Source organism: Bradyrhizobium sp. CCBAU 11430, from assembly GCF_028128855.1.
Lineage (GTDB): Bacteria > Pseudomonadota > Alphaproteobacteria > Rhizobiales > Xanthobacteraceae > Bradyrhizobium > Bradyrhizobium ottawaense.
This window is the reverse complement of record NZ_LBJV01000043.1, coordinates 1-21,010: the sequence shown is the minus strand read 5'-3', so window position 1 is coordinate 21,010 and position 21,010 is coordinate 1. Positions and strand designations below refer to the sequence as shown.

The 21,010-nt window shown below is 64.6% G+C and carries 19 protein-coding genes; 9 read left to right on the top strand and 10 right to left on the bottom strand.

The window, feature by feature from the left end:
• Nucleotides 1–45: 45 nt before the first annotated feature.
• The 8 genes from XI04_RS11300 to XI04_RS11265 all read right to left on the bottom strand — a co-directional run bounded on the left by XI04_RS11300 (nt 46) and on the right by XI04_RS11265 (nt 9,286).
• Nucleotides 46–744: a nitroreductase gene (locus XI04_RS11300; RefSeq protein WP_271610540.1), complete on the bottom strand. Its 699-nt coding sequence runs from the start codon at nt 742–744 to the stop codon at nt 46–48.
• Nucleotides 745–881: 137 nt separating this feature from the next.
• Nucleotides 882–2,126: an acyl-CoA dehydrogenase gene (locus XI04_RS11295; protein WP_271611014.1), complete on the bottom strand. Its 1,245-nt coding sequence runs from the start codon at nt 2,124–2,126 to the stop codon at nt 882–884.
• 118 nt (nt 2,127–2,244) lie between these two features.
• A complete protein-coding gene (locus tag XI04_RS11290) occupies nt 2,245–3,486 on the bottom strand; it encodes an acyl-CoA dehydrogenase (protein WP_038950630.1) in 1,242 nt (413 codons plus the stop codon).
• 141 nt (nt 3,487–3,627) lie between these two features.
• A complete protein-coding gene (locus XI04_RS11285; protein WP_152103633.1) occupies nt 3,628–4,755 on the bottom strand; it encodes an acyl-CoA dehydrogenase family protein in 1,128 nt (375 codons plus the stop codon).
• 174 nt (nt 4,756–4,929) lie between these two features.
• Complete coding sequence (locus tag XI04_RS11280) at nt 4,930–6,801, bottom strand: AMP-binding protein (protein ID WP_152103634.1); 1,872 nt, start codon at nt 6,799–6,801, stop codon at nt 4,930–4,932.
• A 43-nt stretch (nt 6,802–6,844) separates the two neighbouring features.
• A complete protein-coding gene (locus XI04_RS11275; RefSeq protein WP_038950634.1) occupies nt 6,845–7,651 on the bottom strand; it encodes an enoyl-CoA hydratase/isomerase family protein in 807 nt (268 codons plus the stop codon).
• 161 nt (nt 7,652–7,812) lie between these two features.
• The gene (locus XI04_RS11270; RefSeq protein WP_028139958.1) at nt 7,813–8,571 is read right to left on the bottom strand and encodes an SDR family NAD(P)-dependent oxidoreductase; all 759 of its coding nucleotides are present in this window, start codon (nt 8,569–8,571) and stop codon (nt 7,813–7,815) included.
• Between the two features lie 55 nt (nt 8,572–8,626).
• Entirely contained in the window at nt 8,627–9,286 is a 660-nt protein-coding gene (locus XI04_RS11265) for a TetR family transcriptional regulator (RefSeq protein ID WP_173015927.1), read from the bottom strand.
• A 150-nt stretch (nt 9,287–9,436) separates the two neighbouring features.
• On the opposite strand from XI04_RS11265, the gene XI04_RS11260 reads away from it, so the two are divergent.
• Together XI04_RS11260 and XI04_RS11255 are read left to right on the top strand one after the other, a co-directional pair.
• A complete protein-coding gene (locus tag XI04_RS11260) occupies nt 9,437–10,609 on the top strand; it encodes an acetyl-CoA C-acetyltransferase (RefSeq protein ID WP_271610538.1) in 1,173 nt (390 codons plus the stop codon).
• Between the two features lie 207 nt (nt 10,610–10,816).
• Entirely contained in the window at nt 10,817–12,361 is a 1,545-nt protein-coding gene (locus tag XI04_RS11255; RefSeq protein ID WP_038973617.1) for an acyl-CoA synthetase, read from the top strand.
• A gap of 110 nt (nt 12,362–12,471) precedes the next feature.
• Here XI04_RS11255 and XI04_RS11250 read toward each other — a convergent pair whose 3' ends face one another.
• Nucleotides 12,472–13,014 carry a methylated-DNA--[protein]-cysteine S-methyltransferase gene (locus XI04_RS11250; protein ID WP_038974666.1) on the bottom strand — a complete coding sequence of 181 codons (543 nt, stop codon included), beginning with the start codon at nt 13,012–13,014 and terminating at the stop codon, nt 12,472–12,474.
• A 138-nt stretch (nt 13,015–13,152) separates the two neighbouring features.
• On the opposite strand from XI04_RS11250, the gene XI04_RS11245 reads away from it, so the two are divergent.
• Nucleotides 13,153–13,971: an alpha/beta fold hydrolase gene (locus tag XI04_RS11245; RefSeq protein ID WP_271610537.1), complete on the top strand. Its 819-nt coding sequence runs from the start codon at nt 13,153–13,155 to the stop codon at nt 13,969–13,971.
• A gap of 2 nt (nt 13,972–13,973) precedes the next feature.
• Entirely contained in the window at nt 13,974–14,786 is an 813-nt protein-coding gene (locus XI04_RS11240) for an alpha/beta fold hydrolase (RefSeq protein ID WP_038973612.1), read from the top strand.
• Nucleotides 14,787–14,823: 37 nt separating this feature from the next.
• On the opposite strand, the gene XI04_RS11235 is transcribed toward XI04_RS11240, so the two are convergent.
• On the bottom strand, nt 14,824–15,279 hold the full coding sequence (locus XI04_RS11235; RefSeq protein WP_038950641.1) for a carboxymuconolactone decarboxylase family protein: 456 nt from the start codon (nt 15,277–15,279) through the stop codon (nt 14,824–14,826).
• Between the two features lie 99 nt (nt 15,280–15,378).
• Here XI04_RS11235 and XI04_RS11230 point away from each other — a divergent pair, with 99 nt between their 5' ends.
• From XI04_RS11230 to XI04_RS11210, 5 genes are all read left to right on the top strand, one after another.
• The gene (locus tag XI04_RS11230; protein ID WP_095425163.1) at nt 15,379–16,248 is read left to right on the top strand and encodes a sigma-70 family RNA polymerase sigma factor; all 870 of its coding nucleotides are present in this window, start codon (nt 15,379–15,381) and stop codon (nt 16,246–16,248) included.
• A 178-nt stretch (nt 16,249–16,426) separates the two neighbouring features.
• Entirely contained in the window at nt 16,427–17,104 is a 678-nt protein-coding gene (locus tag XI04_RS11225; protein WP_038950643.1) for a GntR family transcriptional regulator, read from the top strand.
• A 143-nt stretch (nt 17,105–17,247) separates the two neighbouring features.
• Nucleotides 17,248–18,048, top strand: coding sequence for a phytanoyl-CoA dioxygenase family protein (locus XI04_RS11220; protein WP_038950644.1), 801 nt, complete (start codon nt 17,248–17,250; stop codon nt 18,046–18,048).
• Nucleotides 18,049–18,210: 162 nt separating this feature from the next.
• On the top strand, nt 18,211–19,524 hold the full coding sequence (locus XI04_RS11215; protein ID WP_271610536.1) for an NAD(P)H-dependent oxidoreductase: 1,314 nt from the start codon (nt 18,211–18,213) through the stop codon (nt 19,522–19,524).
• A 183-nt stretch (nt 19,525–19,707) separates the two neighbouring features.
• Complete coding sequence (locus XI04_RS11210) at nt 19,708–20,796, top strand: TRAP transporter substrate-binding protein (protein WP_028139955.1); 1,089 nt, start codon at nt 19,708–19,710, stop codon at nt 20,794–20,796.
• The last annotated feature ends 214 nt before the right edge of the window (nt 20,797–21,010 follow it).

The window sequence follows — 21,010 nt, the reverse complement described above, 5'->3', positions numbered from 1 at the left end:
CTTCGCGTGCGTCCGGCAGCGATAGCGCAGAGCTACGCCGCTTGATCACTCGTCCGCGAAGGTCACGGTCTCGGCCACGCTGGCGCGCGAGGTGCGGTAGCTGTTGACCTTGTGGGCGTCGTCAGCATAGCCGAACGAAATGCCGCAGACGACGCGGCGATCGTCGGGCAGATTGAAGTGGCGGCGGATCAATCCGGAATGCCGCGCGAGCGCCGCCTGCGGAATCGTGCCCAGCCCGAGCGCCTGCGCGGCCAGCATGAAATTGCTGACATAGGCGCCGCAATCGATCGCACCGTAAATGCCGAGCGGCTCGTTGGTGTGAATGATGGCGACATGCGGCGCGCCGAAGAAATTGTAGTTCTCCAGCGCCTGCCTGGCGTAGGAGCTTCTGTCGCCCCTGATGATGCCGAGCGTGTTGTAGAGCTGAAAGCCGCTTTCGCGTCGGCGTTCCAGATAAACACCGACATACTCGCGCGGCGGCGTGAAATCGTAGTCGTCGCCGAGACCGCCCGAGGCTTCCGCGTAGATCGCCTTGCGGAAGCGCTCCTTGGCCTCGCCGCTGGCAATGATCACCTGCCAGGGCTGGCTGTTGCACCAGGACGCAGTGCGCTGCGCGGTGGTCAGCACATGCTCGATGGTCGCGCGGTCAACCTCTTTGGGAAGGAAGGCCCGGACGGAGTAGCGCTCGTTGAGCAGCTCTTCGAGTACGCCGATGCGATCGGTTTGTTTGACGGTAGCGTCCATGGTTCAGCTCGCGCTCTTCTCGTAGGGTGGGCAAAGGCGCATCGCGCCGTGCCCACCGACAGACTTGCTCCGGAGCATCTGCATATGGTGGGCACGCTTCGCTTTGCCCACCCTACGAGATGCAGCGAGAGGTGATATCACCGCCCCTTGGTCGGGATCTTGTTGTACGGCACGTCCTTGTCGACGCGGATGTCGCCGGGCAGTCCCAGCACGCGCTCGGCGATGATGTTGCGCAGGATCTCGTCGGTGCCGCCGGCGATGCGCATCGAGGGCGAGGACAGCAGCATCTGCTGGAACTGGCCCTGCACGGTTTCCTCGTCGCTGCCCGTGAGAACACCGGCCGCGCCTTGCAGGTCCATGGCATAGGTCGCGATGTCCTGCAGCATCATGCCCGACACCAGCTTGCCGATCGAATTCTCCGGGCCTGGCCGCTCGCCCTTCGACAGCGCCGAGATCGTGCGGTAGCTGGTGTATTTCAGCCCGCTCGACTTGGCCGCCCAGCTCGCGAGCCTGGAACGCACCGCAGGATCGTCGATCGCGAGGCCATCTTCCAGCATCAGATTGGAGCAGAACTCGAACATTTCCGGGACGCCGGTCGCAAGACGCGAGCCGATCGACATGCGCTCGTTCATCAGCGTGGTCAGCGAGACGCTCCAACCCTCGCCGACAGCCCCTAACCGCTGGCTGTCTGGGATCACGACGTCGGTGAAATAGACCTCGTTGAACTCCTGCATGCCATTGGCCTGCCTGATCGGACGCACCTCGACGCCGGGGCTCTTCATGTCCAGGAAGAACATGGTGAGGCCCTTGTGCTTGGGCACGTTCGGATCGGTCCGCGCGATCAACAGACCATAGTCGGAGTAATGCGCGCCAGAGGTCCAGATCTTCTGGCCGTTGACGACCCAATTGTCGCCTCTCTTCTCCGCGCGGGTGCGCAAGCCGGCGACGTCCGAACCGGCGGACGGTTCGGAGAACAGCTGGCACCAGATCTCCTCGCCCGAAGCCAGCTTCGGCAGATAGCGGCGCTTGGCGTCCTCGCTGCCGAAGGCCATCACGGTCGGGCCGCACATGCCCTCGCCGATCTGGAACGGCTGCGTCAGCTTGCCGTAGACACCCTCTTCCTGCTGCCAGATCACCTTCTCGATCGGCGTCGCGCCACGGCCGCCATATTCCTTCGGCCAGTGCAGGCAGGCCCAATTGCCTTCGAACTTCCTCTTCTGCCAGGCCTTGCCGACCTCGACGATGTCGTGGCTGGCAAGGCGAATGCGGCCGAGCGAGGATTTTGACAGCTCGGCATGCAACTCCTTCGGCGCATTGGCGTCGATCCATTGGCGCGCGGAGGCGCGGAACGCGGCTTCCTGCGGGGTGTCGTCGAAATTCATGGCGGACCTCTCAATCCTTGCGCGGTGCGTAGGGTGGGTTAGCCGAAGGCGTAACCCACCACTTCTGTCGAGCGTCGTTGCAGCCAACGGTGGGTTACGCTGCGCTAACCTACGAAACTCATCTTCCCTTCGTCGGGATCTTGTTGAACGGCACGTCCTTGTCGACCCTGATATCGCCGGGCAGGCCCAGCACCCGCTCGGCGATGATGTTGCGCATGATCTCGTCGGTGCCGCCTTCGACGCGGGTGCCGGGCGCGCGCAGCAGCATCGCCTGGAAACGGCCGGCGAGCTCGCCATCCTCGCCGCTGACGACGCCGCCCGCACCCTGCAGGTCCAACGCGTAGGTCGCAACGTCCTGGATCATCGAGCCCGCCACCAGCTTGCCGATGGAATTTTCCGGCCCCGGCCGTTCGCCTTTCGACAGCGCCGAGATCGCGCGCATGCTGGTGTATTTCAGCCCGCTCGCCTTCACCGCCCAGTTCGCCAGCTTCGAGCGCACCGCGCGATCTTCGATCGCGGGGCCGTCGTCGAGCATCAGGCTGGAGCAGTACTCGAACAGCTCCGGAAATCCGGTCGCGACGGCCGCGCCGATCGCGCTGCGCTCATTCATCAGCGTGGTCAGCGAGACGTTCCAGCCGTCGCCGACCTCGCCGAGGCGCTGATGATCAGGAATCCTGACGTTGGTGAAATAGACCTCGTTGAAGTCGGAAGCGCCGCTCGCCTGCTTGATCGGCCGCACTTCGACACCCGGGCTCTTCATGTCCAGGAAGAACATGGTGAGGCCCTTGTGCTTGGGCACGGTCGGATCGGTGCGCGTGAGCAAGATGCCGTAGTCGGAATAATGCGCGCCCGAGGTCCAGATCTTCTGGCCGTTGATGATCCAGTCGTCGCCGTCCTTTTCCGCGCGCGTGCGCAGGCCGGCGACGTCAGAACCGCCGGCCGGTTCGGAGAACAGCTGGCACCAGATCTTTTCACCGGAGGCCAACGGCGGCAGATAGGTGCGCTTATGCTCCTCGCGCGCGAACGCCATCATGGTCGGCCCGCACATGCCGTGGCCGATGATGAACATGCGGGACAGCAGTCCGAACGGCCCTTCCTCCTGCTGCCAGATCACGCGCTCGATCGGCGATGAGCCGCGACCGCCATACTCTTTCGGCCAGTGCAGACAGGCCCAGCCGGCGTCGGCCTTCTTTTTCTGCCAGGCTTTTGCGACCTCGAGAATGTTGGCGTTTTTCAACTGCGTGCGGCCAAGCGAGGATTTGCGCAGCTCGTCCTCGTATTGCTTGGGCGCATTGGCACCGATCCAGGCGCGCGCGGTGGCGCGGAACTCGGCTTCCTGCGGGGTGTCGTCGAAGTTCATGGTCTCATCTCTCCTACGTTCCCCGGACGCTGCGCAGCACGAAGTGATGCGCTGCAGATCCGGGGTCCATTGCGGCCTCCGGGTCCCGGCTCTGCGGAGCGGCATTACATGCCGCATCGCGTCCGGGACACGAGCGGCGGATTACGCCGCATTCTTCTTGCGCATGCGGTCGATCAACTGGTCTTCCCAATAGCTGAGGCTGCCGAGCCCGAGCGCCATGGCGTTGGCGCGGCGGTAGTACATGTGGCAGTCGAACTCCCAGGTGAAGCCCATGCCGCCGTGGACCTGGATGTTGTTCTTGGCGCAGTGCTGGAACGCCTGCGTCGCGCTGATGCGCGCGGCAGCGGCGGCTTCGGGCAATTCAGCCGCGTTGGTCGAAAGCGCCCAGGCACCGTAATAGCTGTTGGAGCGCGCCAGCGTGGCCGAGACATACATGTCGGCAAGCATGTGCTTGACCGCCTGGAACGAGCCGATCTGGCGGCCGAAGGCGATGCGGTCGAGTGCGTAGTCGCGGCCCATTTCCAGCGCACGGTCGGAGCCGCCGACCTGCTCGAACGCACAGAGCACCGCGGCGCGGTCGAGCACCTGGGTCAAAATGCTCCATCCTTCGCCGGTAGCGCCGAGCGGCTCGGCCTTAGCGTCCTTGAAGGTGATCTCCGCCTGCCCGCGGGTCGGATCGAGATTGGTGAGGCTCTTCACCTCGACGCCACCGGCCTTGAGATCAACGAGGAACAGCGAGATATCACCGTCGCGCCCGCTCGCTCCTGTGCGCGCCGCGACCACCGCGAAGTCGGCAACCGCACCGTCGGCGACAGGCTTCTTCACGCCGTTCAGGACACCGTTCGCGGCCGTGAGCTTGACGCTCTTCGGCGACGGATTGCCCTTGCCCTCGAACAGCGCCAGCGTGCCGATCGCCTCGCCCGAGGCAATCGCCGGCAGCCATTTCTTCTTTTGCGCCTCGCTGCCTGCGATCAGCAGCGCTTCGGCGGCGAGATACACGGTTGACGAGAACGGCACCGGCGCGTTCGCGCGGCCCATCTCCTCGGCGATCACGCAGAGCTCGAGATGGCCGGCGCCCGCGCCACCGAATTCCTCGGGGATCGCGACGCCGAGGAAACCCATCTCGGCGAGGCCCTTCCAGAGTTCCTTGTCGTAAGGCGCCTTGCCGTCGAGCACCACACGCACCGCCTTCGGCGAGCATTTTTCGGTGAGGAATTTGCGCGCCTGATCGCGGAGCTGCTTCTGGTCGTCGGAGAAATCGAAGTTCATGGCGGGCTACCTCTTATTCGTTGTCATTGAGACCGTCATTCCCGGGCGCGACGAAGTCGCGAGCTATGATGCGCAATTGCACATCTGAGAATCCATAACCACGAGCCGGGGTTATGGATTCCGGGCCTGGCCCTTCGGGCCATCCCGGAATGACGAGGTGAGCGAGTGTCGTCTTCATTTCAGCACGATCACATCCTGATCAGGCTTGTCGGCATAGAGCCGCTCGACCAGTGCCGCGCGGCGTTCGAGGCCGGCGCGCTGGTTGATGTAGCCCTTGTCGGTGAGTTCGTTGCCGTCGATCGAGGGCGGCTCGACCATCAGCATGGCGCGCGCGATGATGCGGCTGCTGGCACCTTCGCACTCCCTGTTGTGCGTCTCCAGCCCGCGCTTGAAGCAGGCGACGATCTCGGGGTGCTTCGCTGCGTCCTCGAAGCTCAGCTCGGGATTGCCGACGAGTTGCCGGCAGGCGTGCAAATTGGGCCAGGCGAGCAGGCCGATGAACGGGCGGTCCTGCCCCGCGACCAGCGCGTCGTGCACGACAGGCGTGGCCGCCGCGATCGCATCGGTCCGCAGCGAGCCGACATGCACGAAGGTGCCGGTGGTGAGCTTGAAGTCTTCGACCACGCGGCCTGCAAAGATGATGCCCTTCACCGGATCGGCATCGTCGACGAAGATCCCGGCATCGCCGATGCAGTAAAAGCCTTCCTCGTCGAACATCTTCTTTGTCAGCTCAGACTGGCCGAAATAGCCCGGCGTAACGTTGACGCCGCGCAGCCGCAATTCGTATTTCGAGCCGCACGGCACCATCTTCAACTCGACGCCGGGGAATGGCAGGCCGATCAGGCCGACGCGCTCGGTGTCCCAATAGGTGCCGGTCGAGGTCGGCGCGGTCTCGGTCGAGCCCCAGCCGGTGTAGAACACGATGCGTTCGCCGGTGGTCTTGACGGCGAGAGCCTGCATGCGATCGTAGAGATCATCAGGCAGCCGCGCGCCGCCATAGGCCATGATCGACAGGTTCTTGAAGAACGAGCGGCAGAGCGCATCATCCTTTTCCATGGCGGCCGCGAGCGCCGCGTAACCGGCCGGTACATTGGCGTAGTAGGTCGGCGAGATCTCGCGCAGGTTTCGCAGCGTCTCCTCGAACTGGCCCGGCATCGGCCGGCCATCGTCGATATAGAGCGTGCCGCCATCGACCAGGATCGGGTGGAACGCCGCGTTGCCGCCCATGGTGTGATTCCAGGGCATCCAGTCCAGCATGGTCGCAACAGGACCATCAGGCGAGCGCGGCCGCACCTGCATCATCATCGCCGCATTGGCGCACATCATCTTCTGCGTGTTGATGACGGCCTTGGGCATGCCGGTCGAGCCTGACGTGAACAGCAGCTTGCCGACGGTGTCGGGCGTGATCTTGGCGATCGACTCCTCGACGTCCTTGGTCACCGGAGTTGCCGCGAGCTCAGCAAAGCTGACGCTCTTGATGCCCTCACATGGCCGCGCGACGTGAACCACGGTGACGCCGGTGAGATCGATCGCCTTCAGTGCCTTCTCGAAGGTCGGGCCGTCCTGCACCATCACCACGGCCGGCTTGATCAGGTCGAACAGATACTTCAGCTTGACGTGATCGTGGCTCATCAAGGAATAGGCCGGCGACACCGGCGCCGCTGGCGAACGCGCCTGCATCGCGGCCTGCGTCATCAGCGCATGCTCGATCGAATTGCCGGAGAGGATCGCAACGGGCCGACCATCGAGTCCCAGGTTGAGCAGCCCTTGCGTCAGCGCATCCACGGTGCGCTTGGCTTCGCCATAGGACACCTTGCGCCATTCGCGGTTCGGACCGCCGCGCTGCGCCAGCCAGATGCGCTCGGGCGCTTCCTTCGCCCATTTCGCCAGCGATGCCGGAATGTGCTTCTCGTAAGCTTGCAGCGGAATGCGCGACTTCAGCACCACTGTGCCGTCGCTGCGGCGCTCGACGTCGATGTCGCGCGCGAGCCATTCGATCTTGCGAAAGGCGGGCTTCGTCATCACAGCCGCCGCGCTTCCACTCATTTTGCGTCTCCCGGAATTATCGTCCTTTGCGGATCGTTCTCGTTCAGCGCTTGATATAGACAGGCTTTCGCTTCTCAAGGAAGGCCCTGATGCCTTCCGAGAATTCCTCGGAACGGCTGCACAGGACCTGGTTGCGATCTTCCATAGCGATAACTGCTTCCAGCGATCCCGCATCGACGCTCATGTTGAGGCATTCCTTGGAGAGACGCAGGCCCACGGGCGACGCCGTCATCATCGCCTCGACATAGGGTTCGGCCGCCGCATCGAGCTTGTCTTCCTCGACGACCTCCGAGACCAGCCCGACCGCCAGCGCGCGCTCGGCGCCGATGAACCGGCCGGTGAGGATCAGCTCCGACGCCACGGACACGCCGACGAGGCGCGGCAAGAAATAGCTGGTGCCGATGTCGCAGCCGCCCAGGCCGAGCTTGATGAAGGCGCAGTTCATCCGCGCCGATTTCGTCGCGATGCGGATGTCGGAGGCAAGCGCCAGCGCAAAGCCGCCGCCGGCCGCCGCGCCTTGCACGAGAGAGATGATTGGCTGCGGACAGCGCCGCATCAGCATCACGATGTCGGCGATGCGGCGCTGCGAATCCAGCGACTCCGTGACGCCAGGCGGCTCCTGTTGCCCGGCCCGGCGGGCCACGGCCGCCTTGAGATCGAGGCCCGCGCAAAAGTTCTTGCCGGCCCCCTTCAGCACCACGACACGCGTGTCGCGGTTGCGCTGGAGGCCCTGGAAATAAACGTTGAGCGCATCGATCAGCGCGGGATCGAGCGCGTTGAGACTGTCAGGACGATTGAGCGTCACCCGGTCGACGCCGTCATCATGCTCGATCAGCAGCGGTTGGGACATGGGGCGCTCCTCCTCACTGTCGTCCCGGCCAAGCGAAGCGCGAGCCGGGACCCATAACCACAGGCGTTTGTTGTTTGCGCACCGCGTCTGCCAGCGTGCCCGCCACAGACGCCGCGGAGTATGGGTCCCGGCTTTCGCCGGGACGACAGCGGAGTTTGCAGCTACCTCGGCGCCATGCGGATGGCACCGTCGAGACGGATGGTCTCGCCGTTCAGCATCGGGTTCTCGACGATATGCACCGCGAGCGAGCCGTATTCCTTGGCGTCGCCAAGGCGCGAGGGATGCGGCACCTGCGCGCCCAGGCTCTTGCGGGCCTCCTCGTTCAGCCCCATCAGCAGCGGCGTGAAGAACAGGCCGGGCGCGATGGTGTTGACTCGGATCTTCTGGCTGGCGAGATCGCGCGCGGCCGGCAAAGTCAAACCGACGACGCCGCCCTTCGAGGCCGAATAGGCGATCTGGCCGATCTGTCCTTCGTAAGCGGCAACCGAGGCCGTATTGATGATGACGCCGCGCTCTTCACCGACTGGCTCGATCGTGACGAGGCGCTCGGCGAACAGCCGCAGGCAGTTGAAGGTGCCGATCAGATTGACGTTGATGATGCGCGCGAACTTCTCCAGGGGATAGACGCCGTCACGGCCGACGATGCGCTGCGAGCCGCCGATGCCGGCGCAGTTCATCAGCACCCGCGCAACGCCATGCGCGGCTTCCGCCTTGGCGATCGCGGCCTTGATCTGCTCTTCGCTGGTGACGTCGGCATGGAGCGCCACGCCCTTCACCTCGGCCGCGACCTTCTCGGCATTCTCCTTGTTCTGGTCGATCACGCCGATCCTGGCGCCCTTGGCCGCCATGGCGCGGGCGGTCGCCTCGCCGAGGCCCGAACCACCGCCGGTGATGAGAACGGCTACGTCTTTCAATTCCATGACAGGCTACCTTTCCTTGGACGTTTCTTCTCTAGACTTGAGAGTTGCGGCCGGATCATCCGGCCGCGGCAGCTTCCCCGGCTTGCGTGAGGATGCCGCCGCAGATCAGCGTTTCCATGTGCTTGATATATTGCCGGCAGACGTCGTCGGTGACCGGGCCGACGCCGGTCGCGCGGGACATCGCGTGCCGGCCAAAGAACAGATGATCGCAGGCGCCGATCAGGCTGGTGTAGAACAGCACCGGATCGGTCGGGCGGAATTCGCCGCGGCTGACGCCCTCGGCGAGCAGGCGGCGGTGAAAGTCGAGCAGCGGCGCCACGAAGAATTTTGAAACTTCGTCCGCGGAGCCGGCGACGCTCTCGTGCAGGAGATAGTGGATCAGCCGGTTCATATAGGGGAACCGGTGATAGGCGCGGATGATGCCGCCGATATGCAGTTTGAGCTTCGCCGTCGCCGTGATCGGCTGCGCCAGCAGATATTCGAGATTGGACATCTCGGTCGCGGCATCCCGCGCGAGCAGTGCCAGCAGCAGGCCGTCCTTGTTGCCGAAGTGATATTTGACCAGCGCGGCGTTGGCGCCCGACTTCTGGGCGATGTCGCTGAGCGAAATCTCGATCGAGGAGCGTTCGATCATCAGCTCGCTCGCGGCCACGAGCAATTTCTCTGCCGTGGAATTTTTTCCGCTGGGGAGCCTGTTCGGTACGCTGGTAGCCACGGAGATCCCTGAATGCACCTCGAGAGGCACGCAGATAAGCCCAAGCAGCGCCTCATCACAAGAATTAATTGATCGATTGACTAAATCATCTTGCGTCCCTTAAATCCGCCCCGACAACCGACCCAATCAAGAATTCAGGGAGAAACCGACATGGCCGAGGCTTACATCGTCGCCGCTGCGCGTACCGCGGGCGGGCGCAAGGGGGGCCGTCTCGCTGGCTGGCATCCGGCCGATCTCGCGGCAAAAGTGCTGAACGAGCTGGTCGACCGCACCAAGGTCGATCCTGCGCTGGTCGAGGACGTGATCATGGGCTGCGTCATGCAGGTCGGCGAACAGTCCAACAATGTCGCGCGCAACGCCATCATGGCCTCGAAGCTGCCGGAGAGCGTGCCCGGCACCTCGATCGACCGCCAGTGCGGCTCCTCGCAGCAGGCACTGCACTTCGCCGCGCAAGCGGTGATGTCCGGCACCATGGACGTCGTGATCGCTGCCGGCGTGGAATCGATGACGCGCGTGCCGATGGGCCTGTCCTCGCAGCTTCCCGCCAAGAATGGCTTTGGCAATTACAAGAGCCCGGGCATCGAGCAGCGCTATCCCAACATCGTGTTCAGCCAGTTCACCGGCGCGGAGATGATGGCCGAGAAGTACGGCCTGTCGAAGGATGATCTGGACGAATATTCCTATAACAGCCATCAGCGCGCGATCGCGGCAACGCAAGCCGGCCACTTCAAGAAGGAGATCGTGCCGCTCGAGATCACCCGCGCCGACGGCAGCAAGGACACCCACCACATCGACGAGGGCATCCGCTTCGATGCCACCCTCGACCGTATCAAGGGCGTCAAGCTGATCGCCGAGAACGGCAAGCTGACCGCGGCCAGCGCCAGCCAGATCTGCGACGGCGCCTCCGGCGTGATGGTCGTCAACGAGCGCGGCCTCAAGCAGCTCGGCGTGAAGCCGCTGGCTCGCATCCATCATATGACCATGACTGGCGGCGATCCCGTCATCATGCTCGATGCCCCCCTGCACGCCACCAAGAAGGCGCTGGAAAAGGCCGGCATGAAGATCGGCGACATCGACCTGTTCGAGGTCAACGAGGCCTTCGCCTCGGTGCCCACGGGCTGGCTCAAGACGACCGGCGCCGATCCTGACAGGCTCAACGTCAACGGCGGCGCCATCGCGCTCGGCCATCCGCTCGGCGGCTCCGGCACCAAGCTGATGACGACGCTGGTCCACGCCCTGCACCAGCGCGGCAAGCGCTACGGCCTGCAGACCATGTGCGAAGGCGGCGGCATGGCGAACGTGACGATCGTGGAGCGGCTTTAAGCTGCGGCCATACAGATAGTGTCGTCCCGGACAAGCGCGCCTCAAGCGCGCGCCGATCCGGGACCCATAACCACAGGAGGCTGCGGTTATGCCGCGCCGGAGCTCCATCTCGTTTCAACACCAGGCCTGTGGTTATGGATCCCGGCCCCCCGTGCGCAATTGCGCACTAGGCCGGGATGACACCTTTTTTGCCGCGAGATATCGACCATGACTCACCCCTCCATCCACGCCCGCACCACGCCCGACAAGATCGCCTACCGGATGGCCGGCACCGGCAAGGCGATCACCTATCGCGAGCTCGACGAGCTTTCGAACCAGGGCGCCCATCTGTTCCGCTCGCTCGGCCTCACGGCCGGCGACCACATCGCGCTGCTGATGGAGAACCGCCTCGCCTTCATGGAGCTGTGCTGGGCCGCGCAGCGGAGCGGGCTCTATTACACCGCGATCAGCCGCTATCTGAAGCAGGACGAGATCGACTACATCATCGCTGATTGCGGCGCCAAGGTCGTGATCACCACGCCGAAATGCGCCGACCAGATCAAAGGCCTGATCAAGGGCACCCCCGGCGAGCCGGTCTTCTACATGATGGACGAGCCACAGCCCGGCTTTCGCTCCTACGACAAGGAGGCCGCGGCGCAGCCGACCACGCCTGTTACGGATGAGGTCGCCGGTTACGACATGCTGTATTCGTCCGGCACCACCGGCCGGCCCAAAGGCATCAAGAAGGCGTTCGAAGGCAACAGGATCGACGTGCCGAACGCCTTCCTGCGCGTGCTCTGCGCCGACATGTGCGGCATGAACGCAGAGAGCACCTATCTCTCGCCTGCGCCGCTCTATCACGCGGCTCCCTTGCGCTTCAACATGATGGCGGTCGTGCTCGGCGGCACCTCCATCATCATGGAGCATTTCGACGCCGAGGAATTCCTCAAGCTCGTCGAGAAATACAAGGTCACCCAATCACAGCTGGTGCCGACCATGTTCGTGCGCATGCTGAAGCTACCGGACGAGGTTCGCAACCGATACAACGTCTCCACGCTCAAGGGCGCGATCCACGCCGCCGCTCCCTGCCCGATCGACGTCAAGGCGAAGATGATCGAATGGTGGGGGCCGATCCTGATCGAGTATTACGCGGGCTCGGAAGGCAACGGCGTCACCGTCTGCAATTCGCAACAATGGCTGGAGCATCGCGGCAGCGTCGGCCGCGCCGTGGTCGGCAAGATCAAGATTCTGGACGAGAACGACGAGGAGCAACCGCTCGGCGAGATCGGCACGGTCTATTTCGCCGACGCGCCAGCGTTCACCTATCACAACGACCCCGAGAAGACGAAGAAGGCCTACAACGCGAAAGGATGGTCGACGCTCGGCGATGTCGGCTATCTCGACAAGGAGGGCTTCCTCTATCTCACCGACCGCAAGTCCTACATGATCATCTCGGGCGGCGTGAACATCTACCCGCAGGAGACCGAGGACGTGCTGATCACCCACCCCGACGTCGCCGACGTTGCGGTGTTCGGCGTGCCGAACGAGGAGATGGGTGAAGAGGTGAAGGCGGTGGTGCAGCCGCACGACATGAGCCGCGCCGGCAAGGCGCTCGAGGCCGATTTGATCGCCTATTGCAAGGGCCGCCTCTCCGCCATCAAGTGCCCGCGTTCGATCGATTTCGAAGCGGAGCTGCCGCGCACGCCCACGGGCAAGCTGGTGAAGCGGCATTTGCGCGACAAATATTGGCCGAAGACGGCGGCGAAGATTTAGCACTCGGTTCGTAGGGTGGGTTAGCGAAGCATAACCCACCTCTTCTGCTTCTGCGGAGACAAAGGTGGTGGGTTACGCCTTCGGCTAACCCACCCTACGCTGCCGTAGTCTCAATCAAACAAACTCGGCGTGTGGTTCACCAGCGCGCCTTCGATCTCGAGCATCTTCAGCTTCGTCACCACGCCGCCATTGGCCGAGAAGCCGCCGGGCTTGTTGCCGGCAGCCAGCACGCGATGGCAGGGCACCACGATCGGGCACGGATTGTGACCGAGCGCCTGGCCGACGTCGCGCGAGAGCTGGACGCCGCCGAGCTGCTTGGCGATGTCGCCATAGGTGAGGGTCTTGCCGGGCGGGATGGCGCGGGCGATCTCGTAGACGCCGCGGTTGAACTCGGGCACGCCGTCGAGATCGAGCTCGATATCGGTGAGGTCATCCGGCTCGCCCGCGAGCAGTTTTGTCATGCGGTCGATCGCCTCTTGCACCTCAGGGGTCGGCTCGGCCTCAACGGCATCACCGTGGCGCTGGCTGATGCGGGTGCGGATCTTCTGCTCGCCGCCCATCGGCAATTGCGTGCCGTTGATACCGCGCGGGCCCCAGGCGATGGCGCAGAGGCCGATCCTGGTGTCGAACAGGGCAAAATGCTGGTCGGTCATGGCTTGGTTCCTGAGCTTGCGTTCCCGTCGCATGCCCCCAATGTGATCTCGGCCTAAATCTAGGCTTGGAAATAGTTGCGATCCACCCGGTTTCCGGGAATCTTGCACAGGAGTTCCGCCCGCCTCGCGAGTCCCGAAATGCAGAGCCTCCCTGTCAACGGTTACGACATGCCCTATCTCGACGTGGGCGAAGACAGGGGCCGACCGCCACTGGTCTGCGTGCACGGCTCGCTCAACGACTTCCGGGCCTGGGGCTGCGTGCTCGGCCCACTGACCCAGCGGCATCGGGTGATCGCTGTGAGCCTGCGGCACTTCTTCCCGGCGCGATGGGACGGCATCGGCGACACCTACTCGATCGCCCAGCATGTCGACGACGTCATCGCCTTCATCGAGAAGCTCGATCTCGGCCCAGTCGACCTGATGGGCCATTCCCGCGGCGGGCACATCTGTTTCCGCGTGGCGCAGCGGCGGCCAGATCTGTTGCGGCGGCTGATTTTGGCCGAGCCCGGCGGCGAACTCGATGCGAGCCTCGACCCCGATTATGCCGGCGGGCCCTCGCCGCTCCTGGCGCGCTTCGTGGCCTCGGCCGAGAAGATCGCCGCCGGCGATGTCGACGGCGGCCTCGCCGTGTTCGTGGACACGCTGGAAGGCGCCGGCACCTGGCCGCGGCTGCCGGCGATGGTGAAGCAGAATTTGCGCGATAATGCCTATACGCTGATCGGGCAGGTCCGTGACAACCGCCCGCCGTTCTCGAAGGCGGATGCGGAGCAGATCAAGATGCCAACGCTGTTCATCCTGGGGGCGCGGACCAAGGGCCTGCTGCCGAAGGTGCTGCATGCGCTCGCGGCGCATGTGCCCTATTCGAAGACCGCGATCATCCCGAGCGCAACGCATCCGATGTTCGAGCAGGCGCCGCAAAAATACTCCGAAGTGGTTCTCGACTTCCTGGCGAGTTGATCATGCACACATTTCGCGTCAACGGTTACGACATGGCCTATCTCGAAGTCGGAGAGGGCCATCCACTGGTCTGCGTGCACGGCACGCTCGGCGACTTCCGCACCTGGTATTCGGTGCTCGGCCCGCTGTCGAAGACGCATCGGGTGATCTCGGTCAGCCTGCGGCATTTCTTCCCTGAGCATTGGGACGCCGTCGGCGACGATTACAAGATGGCGCAGCACGTCGCCGATATGATCGCCTTCATCGAGCAAGTGAGGCCCGGCCCCGTCGACCTGATGGGTCATTCGCGCGGCGGACACATCGCGTTTCGCGTGGCGCAGGCGCGGCCTGATCTGGTGCGAAAGCTGGTGCTGGCCGAGCCGGGCGGCGATCTCGACGCATCGCTGCCGGTGCCGGAAGGCACGCCCGCGCATCCGCCGCTGGCCGCGCGCACCGCGCGATCGGTCGAGATGATCCGCGCCGGCGATATCGAGGCCGCGCTGCAGAATTTCTACGAGGGCATCGAGGGTGACGGCTCGTGGCGGCGCGTGCCGGCAGCGGCAAAGCAGCAGCTGCGCGACAACGCGCTGACCTTCCTCGGCCAGATCAACGAGCAGCGCAGGCCCTACACGATCAGCGATGCGCAGGCGATCCGGACGCCGACGCTGCTGATCGGTGGCGGGGCGACAACGGGAAGCCTCTCGGTGATGTGGCGCGTGCTTGCCGAGCATATCGCAGGTGCCCGGACGGCGGTGATTCCGAACGCCGGCCACTGGATGTTCGAGCAGGCCCCGCTGGAGTTCGGCGAAGTGGTGAGCAGGTTCCTGGCGGAATAGGAGCTCTCCCCGCAAGCGGGGAGAGGCAAGAGAGACCTCACACCTTCCAAACGCCGACCGGCATCTTGATCGTCGCGTTCAGCCGGTTCCAGACGTTGATAGTGGCAATCGAGAGGACCAGCGTTGCGAGCTCGCGCTCGTCGAAATGCTTGTCGGCCTCGTTCCAGATTGCGTCGGGCACCGGATCCTCGCGATCGGCGAGACGCGTGACGGCCTCGGTCAGCGCCAGCGCGGCGCGCTCGGCGTCGGTGAAATAGGGCGCATCGCGCCAGGCGGACACGGCGAACAGGCGCTCGTCGGTCTCGCCCAGCTTGCGGGCGATCTTGGGATGCATGTCGACACAGACGCTGCAACCGTTGATCTGGCTGGCGCGCAGGTGCACCAGTTCCAGGAGCTTTTCCGGCAGACCCTGCTTGGTCAGATTACCGAGGGACTGCAGGACATTCATGGCCTCGGGGAGGACCATGACAGGGTGATTCATGCGGGCGTGCATCTTTTTCGTCTCCATCGCTCGAATTGCGAAGGTTCCGGTCACATCGGCCGGATTGGCTTCGTCATGGGCATGACGGATCGCGACGAGGGAATGTGACCGATGACCGAAAAAAACTTCGAAGACAATTTTCTCAGCCACCAGTTCGAGGCCAGCAGGGACCATCTGCGCGCGGTCGCCTACCGGATGCTGGGCTCCGGCGCAGAGGTCGACGATGCCGTGCAGGAGGCCTGGCTCCGGGTCAGCCGCTACGACATGTCCGATGTCGCGAATTTGCGCGGCTGGCTGACGACCGTGGTCGCGCGCATCTGCCTCGACATGCTGCGCGCGCGGAAGTCGCGCAAGGAAGAGCCGATGGGCCCGCATGTGCCGGAGCCGGTCGACGAAACGCGGGAGCGCGAAGCGGAGATGGCCGATTCCGTCGGCGCGGCGCTGCTCGTCGTGCTCGAGACTTTGCAGCCGGCGGAGCGGCTCGCCTTCGTGCTGCACGACATGTTCGCAGTGCCCTTCGAGGAGATCGCGCCGATCGTCGGCCGCTCGGTCGACGCGTCGCGACAGCTTGCAAGCCGGGCGCGGCGGCGCGTGCAGGGGGCACCGGTGCCCGAGACCGACCTGTCGCGCCAGCGCGGAATCGTCGATGCTTTCCTCAAGGCATCGCGCGAGGGCAATTTCGAGGGGCTGCTCGCCGTGCTCGATCCCGACGTCGTATTCCGCGCCGATATGGCCGCGGTGCGGCTCGGCTCGCTGCCGGAGATCCGCGGCGCGGACGCGGTCGCGCAGCTCTACAAGGGCCGCGCCCAGGCCGCGCGGACGGCGCTGGTCGACGGCGAGATCGGCGTTGCCGTCATTCTCGGCGGACAGCTGCGCATCGCGCTGCGTGTGACGTTCAACGGCGAACGTATCGCCGGGATCGAGGCGCTGGCCGATGCGGAAGGGATTGCCGCGCTGGAGGTGGAGGTGCTGGAGGGCTGAGGCGGGCGCCTTTTTGCGAAAACAACCCCATGCACAGTAGACGGGCACAGTAATATCAATGACTTAGTGGAGCAGCACGGGGCGCCATGGCGTGGGCGCGGAGCCCGTCTTGACGCCCTTCCCCTCCCGCGATACCGTCGAATACGGAATTCCGTATTCCCTCGTAGGAGCCGCCGGCGTGATCCCTCTCGACCCGCTCCCGAACCTGATCGACCAGGTCTATGCCCGGATCCTGGAGGCGATCTCCGACCGCACGCTTCAGCCCGGCCAGCGCATCCGGCAGAACGAGCTCGCCGACAGGCTCGGCGTGTCGCGCCAGCCTGTCTCGCATGCGCTGCACCTGCTGCACCGCCAGGGTCTGGTCGCCGAGAGCGGCAAGCGCGGCTTTGAGGTCACCCAGCTCGATCCCGCGCGCATCCGCCAACTCTACGAGGTGCGCGGCGCGATCGACGCGCTGGCCGCGCGGCTTGCGGCGAAGCGCGCCGCCAGCGACGCGGCAGGACGCGCACGGCTGGAGGCTGCGTTCGCCGCGGGGCGCGGCATCGACCGCAACACGACACTCACTGAACTGATCGTGCTCGACGTGGATTTTCACCGCGCGATCTATCAGCTCGCCGGGAATCCCGTGATCGAGGAGACCATTGCGCCGCAATGGCCACACATGCGCCGCTCGATGGCGACGGTGCTGTCGGAGCTCGACTACCGCGGCAGCGCCTGGGCCGAACATGCCGATATCGCCGGACACATTCTCGCGGGCGACGTTAAGGCGGCCGAAGCCGCCGCGCTGGCGCACGCGCAGACGGCGGGACGGATGACTGAGGAGAGATTGAGGGCGACGGAGGAAGCGGCGGCGTAGCGACAAACGCCGTCATTCCGGGCGGGCGACAGCGCGACCCGGAATCCATCGGGCCTCAGAAACTGCGGAGAAATGGATTCCGGGCTCGCGACTTCGTCCCGCCCCGGAATGACAAAAACAAACAAAACAGGAGGAAACGGCCCATGAAACTGTCTCAGGAGCAATTGGAGTTCTTCCACCGCGAGGGCTGGCTGTTCCTGCCCGAGCTGTTCAGCCAGGAAGAGGTCGATCTGCTGGCGCGCGAGGCGGTCGGCATTTACGACGCAAACCGTCCCGAAGTCTGGCGCGAGAAGAGCGGCGCGCCGCGCACGGCTTTTGCCGCGCATCTCTACAATGAGGCGTTCGGCCTCCTCGGCGCGCATCCGCGCATGATCGATCCGGTCGAGCAGCTGTTCGGCGAGCCCGTCTACATGCACCAGTTCAAGATCAACGCGAAATCGGCCTTCACCGGCGATGTCTGGCAATGGCACCAGGATTACGGCACCTGGAAGCGCGACGACGGCATGCCGGAGCCGCGGGCCATGAACATTGCGATCTTCCTCGACGAGGTGATGCCGATCAACGGTCCCCTGATGCTGGTGCCGCGCAGCCAGAATGCCGGCGATCTCCAGGCCTCGCATGATCTCGCCACCACCTCCTATCCGCTGTGGACGCTGGACGAGGCGACGGTGACGCGGCTGGTGAAGGAGGGCGGCATCGTGGCGCCGACCGGCAAGCCGGGGGGCATGCTGATGTTCCACGGCAATCTCGTGCACGGCTCGGCCGGCAACATCACGCCCTTCCCACGCAAGATCGTGTACCTGACGCTGAACGCCGTCTCGAACTACATCCGCAATCCCACGCGGCCGGACTACATCGCGCATCGCGACTTCGCCCCGATCAAGACGGTGGACGACGACGCGCTGCTGCGGCTTGCCCGTGCACCAAGGCAAGCGGCGGAGTAGTCTCTCACTGTCATTCCGGGGCGACGCGTAGCGTCGAGCCCGGAATCCATAACCACCATCGGGAGTATGGATTCCGGGCTCGCGACTTCGTCGCGCCCCGGAATGACGACGTTGATAGTTCGCGTGGTCCCCCGATCACAACTGCAATCCTGGACATTTCCCATGAACCTCTTCCGCCTCCTCCAGGCCCGCGCCTCCGCCGGCAAGCCCGTTCGTGTCGCGCTGATCGGCGCGGGCAAGTTCGGCTCGATGTTTCTGGCGCAGGTGCCCCACACGCCGGGGCTGGAAGTGCCCATCATCGTCGACATCGACCGCGACCGCGCACGCGAGGCCTGCCGCACGGTCGGCTGGAGCTCTGAGCGGATCGCCGCAACGGTCTTCACCGATGACGGCGCGCGCGCCATTGCCGGCGGCGCGATGGACGTGGTGGTGGAGGCGACCGGAAATCCCGCCGTCGGGATCAGGCATGCGCGCGCCGCGATCGGGGCGGGCAAGCATATCGTAATGGTGAATGTCGAGGCCGACGTGCTGGCAGGTCCGCTGCTCGCCGAGGAAGCGCGCAAGGCGGGCGTGGTCTATTCGCTCGCCTATGGTGACCAGCCCGCATTGACCGCGGAGATGGTCGACTGGGCCCGCGCCACAGGTTTCCGCGTGGTCGCCGCCGGCAAGGGGACAAAATACCTGCCGGCCTATCACGACGTGACGCCTGACGGCGTCTGGCAGCATTACGGCCTCACCGCGGGCGAGGCACAATCGGCCGGCATGAATCCGCAGATGTTCAACTCCTTCCTCGACGGCACCAAATCGGCGATCGAGATGGCTGCGATCGCCAATGCCTGCGCCCTCGACGTACCCGCGGACGGCCTGCTGTTTCCGCCCTGCGGCGTCGACGACCTCCCGCACATCATGCGGCCGCGCTCGCGCGGCGGCGTGCTGGATCGGGCGGGCCTGGTGGAGGTCGTGTCCTCGCTCGAGCGCGACGGACGGCCGGTGTTTCGCGACCTGCGCTGGGGCGTCTATGTCGTGCTGGAGGCGCCGAACGACTACGCCGCCGACTGCTTCAGGCAATACGGCCTCAAGACCGACGCCAGCGGACGCTATGCTGCAATGTACAAGCCCTATCATCTGATCGGGCTCGAGCTGAATATCTCGGTGCTGTCGGCCGCGCTGCGCGGCGAGCCAACCGGCCAGGCCAGCGGCTTCCGGGGCGACGTCGCAGCGGTCGCCAAGCGCAATTTGCGCGCGGGCGAGATGCTGGACGGCGAAGGCGGCTACACGGTGTGGGGCAAGCTGGTACCGGCGGCAGCAAGCCTGAAGGCCGGCGCCTTGCCGATCGGACTTGCGCATCGCCTGAAGCTGAAACACGACGTCGCACACGGCGCGGTGGTGCACTGGAGTGACGTCGAGTTCGACGCGGGCAATGAGACGGTGAAGGTTCGAAAGGCCATGGAAGCCGCGTTCGCAGCGCAGCATTGAACGGCAGCGACGATAGCGCAACCAAAGTGCGCTTGATTTGCGCTCCCCCTTTGGTCATCCTGACCGCGATCCGGGACATCCAAATCTCGGACGCCAAGAAACGTCGGCCAGCGGCGAAGATAAAGCGACGCAAGATCGCGATCCCTCGTCGAGGACACGACATCACAGGAAGAGGGGAGACGCATGGAACGTCGTAAGTTTCTGACGGCAGGCGGGCTGGGCCTGGCCGCGAGTGCAGTTGCCGCGCCGGCCGTTGCACAATCGATGCCCGAGGTGAAATGGCGGCTGGCGGCGAGCTGGCCAAAATCACTCGATACGCTCTATGGCGGCTGCGAATATTTCTGCAAACGCGTCGCCGAGATCACCGACAACCGCTTCCAGATCCAGCCCTTTGCCGCCGGCGAAATCGTGCCGGGCCTGCAAGTGCTCGACGCCGTCTCGAACGGCACCGTCGAGATCGGCAACACTGCGCTCTATTACTATTGGGGCAAGAACCCGGCATTCACCTTCGGCACGTCGCTGCCGTTCGGTCTCAACACCCGCCAGCACATCTCCTGGCTGTTGTGGAATGGCGGTCAGGAGATGCTCAACGATCTGCTGAAGGAGCATAATGCGATCGGCGTTCCGACAGGCTCGACCGGTGCCCAGATGGGCGGCTGGTTCCGCAAGGAGATCAAGACCGTCGACGATCTCAAGGGCCTGAAATTCCGCGTCGGCGGGTTCGCCGGCACCATCATCTCGAAGCTCGGCGGCGTGCCGCAGCAGATCGCGGCCGGCGACATCTATCCGGCGCTGGAGAAGGGCACGATCGACGCGGCCGAGTGGGTGGGCCCGTATGACGACGAGAAGCTCGGCTTCGTGAAGGTCGCGAAGTACTACTACTATCCGGGCTGGTGGGAAGGCACCGGCCAGGGCCACAACATCATGAATCTCGAGAAGTGGAATGCGCTGCCGAAACATTATCAGGCGGCGATTTCGGCGGCCTCGCTCGATACCTTCACCTGGGTGACCGGCAAGTACGACTCGGTCAATCCGCCCGCGCTCAAGCGGCTGCTCGCCGCCGGCGCGATCCTCAAGCCATTCCCCCAGGAGGTGCTCGAGGCCTGCTATGGCGCGGCGGGCGAGATCTACGCCGATCTCGCCAAGAGCAATCCGCATTTCGGCAAGATGTATGCGAGCCTGACCGCCTACCGGGCCGACTCGCTGGCCTGGATGCAGGTCGCCGAGCTCAGCTTCGACAGCTTCATGATGCGGATGCGGACGCGGACGTAATCGCACTGCGCTGCGAGGCGCGAAACGACAAAAGCCCCGGAGATGTCCCCGGGGCTTTTCTGTTGCGTCGATGAAGACATCGTAGGGTGGGCAGAGGCGCGACAGCGCCGTGCCCACGATCTCACGCATGTGGACAGGGATGGTGGGCACGCTTCCGCTTTGCCCACCCTTGTATTAGCGCGCCGGATTAGAATGGCCTGGTTCCGTGAGGAAT

Bases quoted from the DNA above. Each gene is read 5' to 3' on its own strand.
- XI04_RS11290 (WP_038950630.1), bottom strand. From the start codon at position 3,486: ATGAACTTCGACGACACCCCGCAGGAAGCCGAGTTCCGCGCCACCGCG.
- XI04_RS11220 (WP_038950644.1), top strand. From the start codon at position 17,248: ATGAAACTGTCTCAGGAGCAATTGGAGTTCTTCCACCGCGAGGGCTGG.
- XI04_RS11285 (WP_152103633.1), bottom strand. From the start codon at position 4,755: ATGAACTTCGATTTCTCCGACGACCAGAAGCAGCTCCGCGATCAGGCG.
- XI04_RS11210 (WP_028139955.1), top strand. From the start codon at position 19,708: ATGGAACGTCGTAAGTTTCTGACGGCAGGCGGGCTGGGCCTGGCCGCG.
- XI04_RS11295 (WP_271611014.1), bottom strand. From the start codon at position 2,126: ATGAATTTCGACGACACCCCGCAGGAAGCCGCGTTCCGCGCCTCCGCG.
- XI04_RS11280 (WP_152103634.1), bottom strand. From the start codon at position 6,801: ATGAGTGGAAGCGCGGCGGCTGTGATGACGAAGCCCGCCTTTCGCAAG.
- XI04_RS11240 (WP_038973612.1), top strand. From the start codon at position 13,974: ATGCACACATTTCGCGTCAACGGTTACGACATGGCCTATCTCGAAGTC.
- XI04_RS11245 (WP_271610537.1), top strand. From the start codon at position 13,153: ATGCAGAGCCTCCCTGTCAACGGTTACGACATGCCCTATCTCGACGTG.
- XI04_RS11260 (WP_271610538.1), top strand. From the start codon at position 9,437: ATGGCCGAGGCTTACATCGTCGCCGCTGCGCGTACCGCGGGCGGGCGC.
- XI04_RS11215 (WP_271610536.1), top strand. From the start codon at position 18,211: ATGAACCTCTTCCGCCTCCTCCAGGCCCGCGCCTCCGCCGGCAAGCCC.
- XI04_RS11300 (WP_271610540.1), bottom strand. From the start codon at position 744: ATGGACGCTACCGTCAAACAAACCGATCGCATCGGCGTACTCGAAGAG.
- XI04_RS11255 (WP_038973617.1), top strand. From the start codon at position 10,817: ATGACTCACCCCTCCATCCACGCCCGCACCACGCCCGACAAGATCGCC.
- XI04_RS11270 (WP_028139958.1), bottom strand. From the start codon at position 8,571: ATGGAATTGAAAGACGTAGCCGTTCTCATCACCGGCGGTGGTTCGGGC.
- XI04_RS11250 (WP_038974666.1), bottom strand. From the start codon at position 13,014: ATGACCGACCAGCATTTTGCCCTGTTCGACACCAGGATCGGCCTCTGC.
- XI04_RS11275 (WP_038950634.1), bottom strand. From the start codon at position 7,651: ATGTCCCAACCGCTGCTGATCGAGCATGATGACGGCGTCGACCGGGTG.
- XI04_RS11235 (WP_038950641.1), bottom strand. From the start codon at position 15,279: ATGCACGCCCGCATGAATCACCCTGTCATGGTCCTCCCCGAGGCCATG.
- XI04_RS11230 (WP_095425163.1), top strand. From the start codon at position 15,379: ATGACCGAAAAAAACTTCGAAGACAATTTTCTCAGCCACCAGTTCGAG.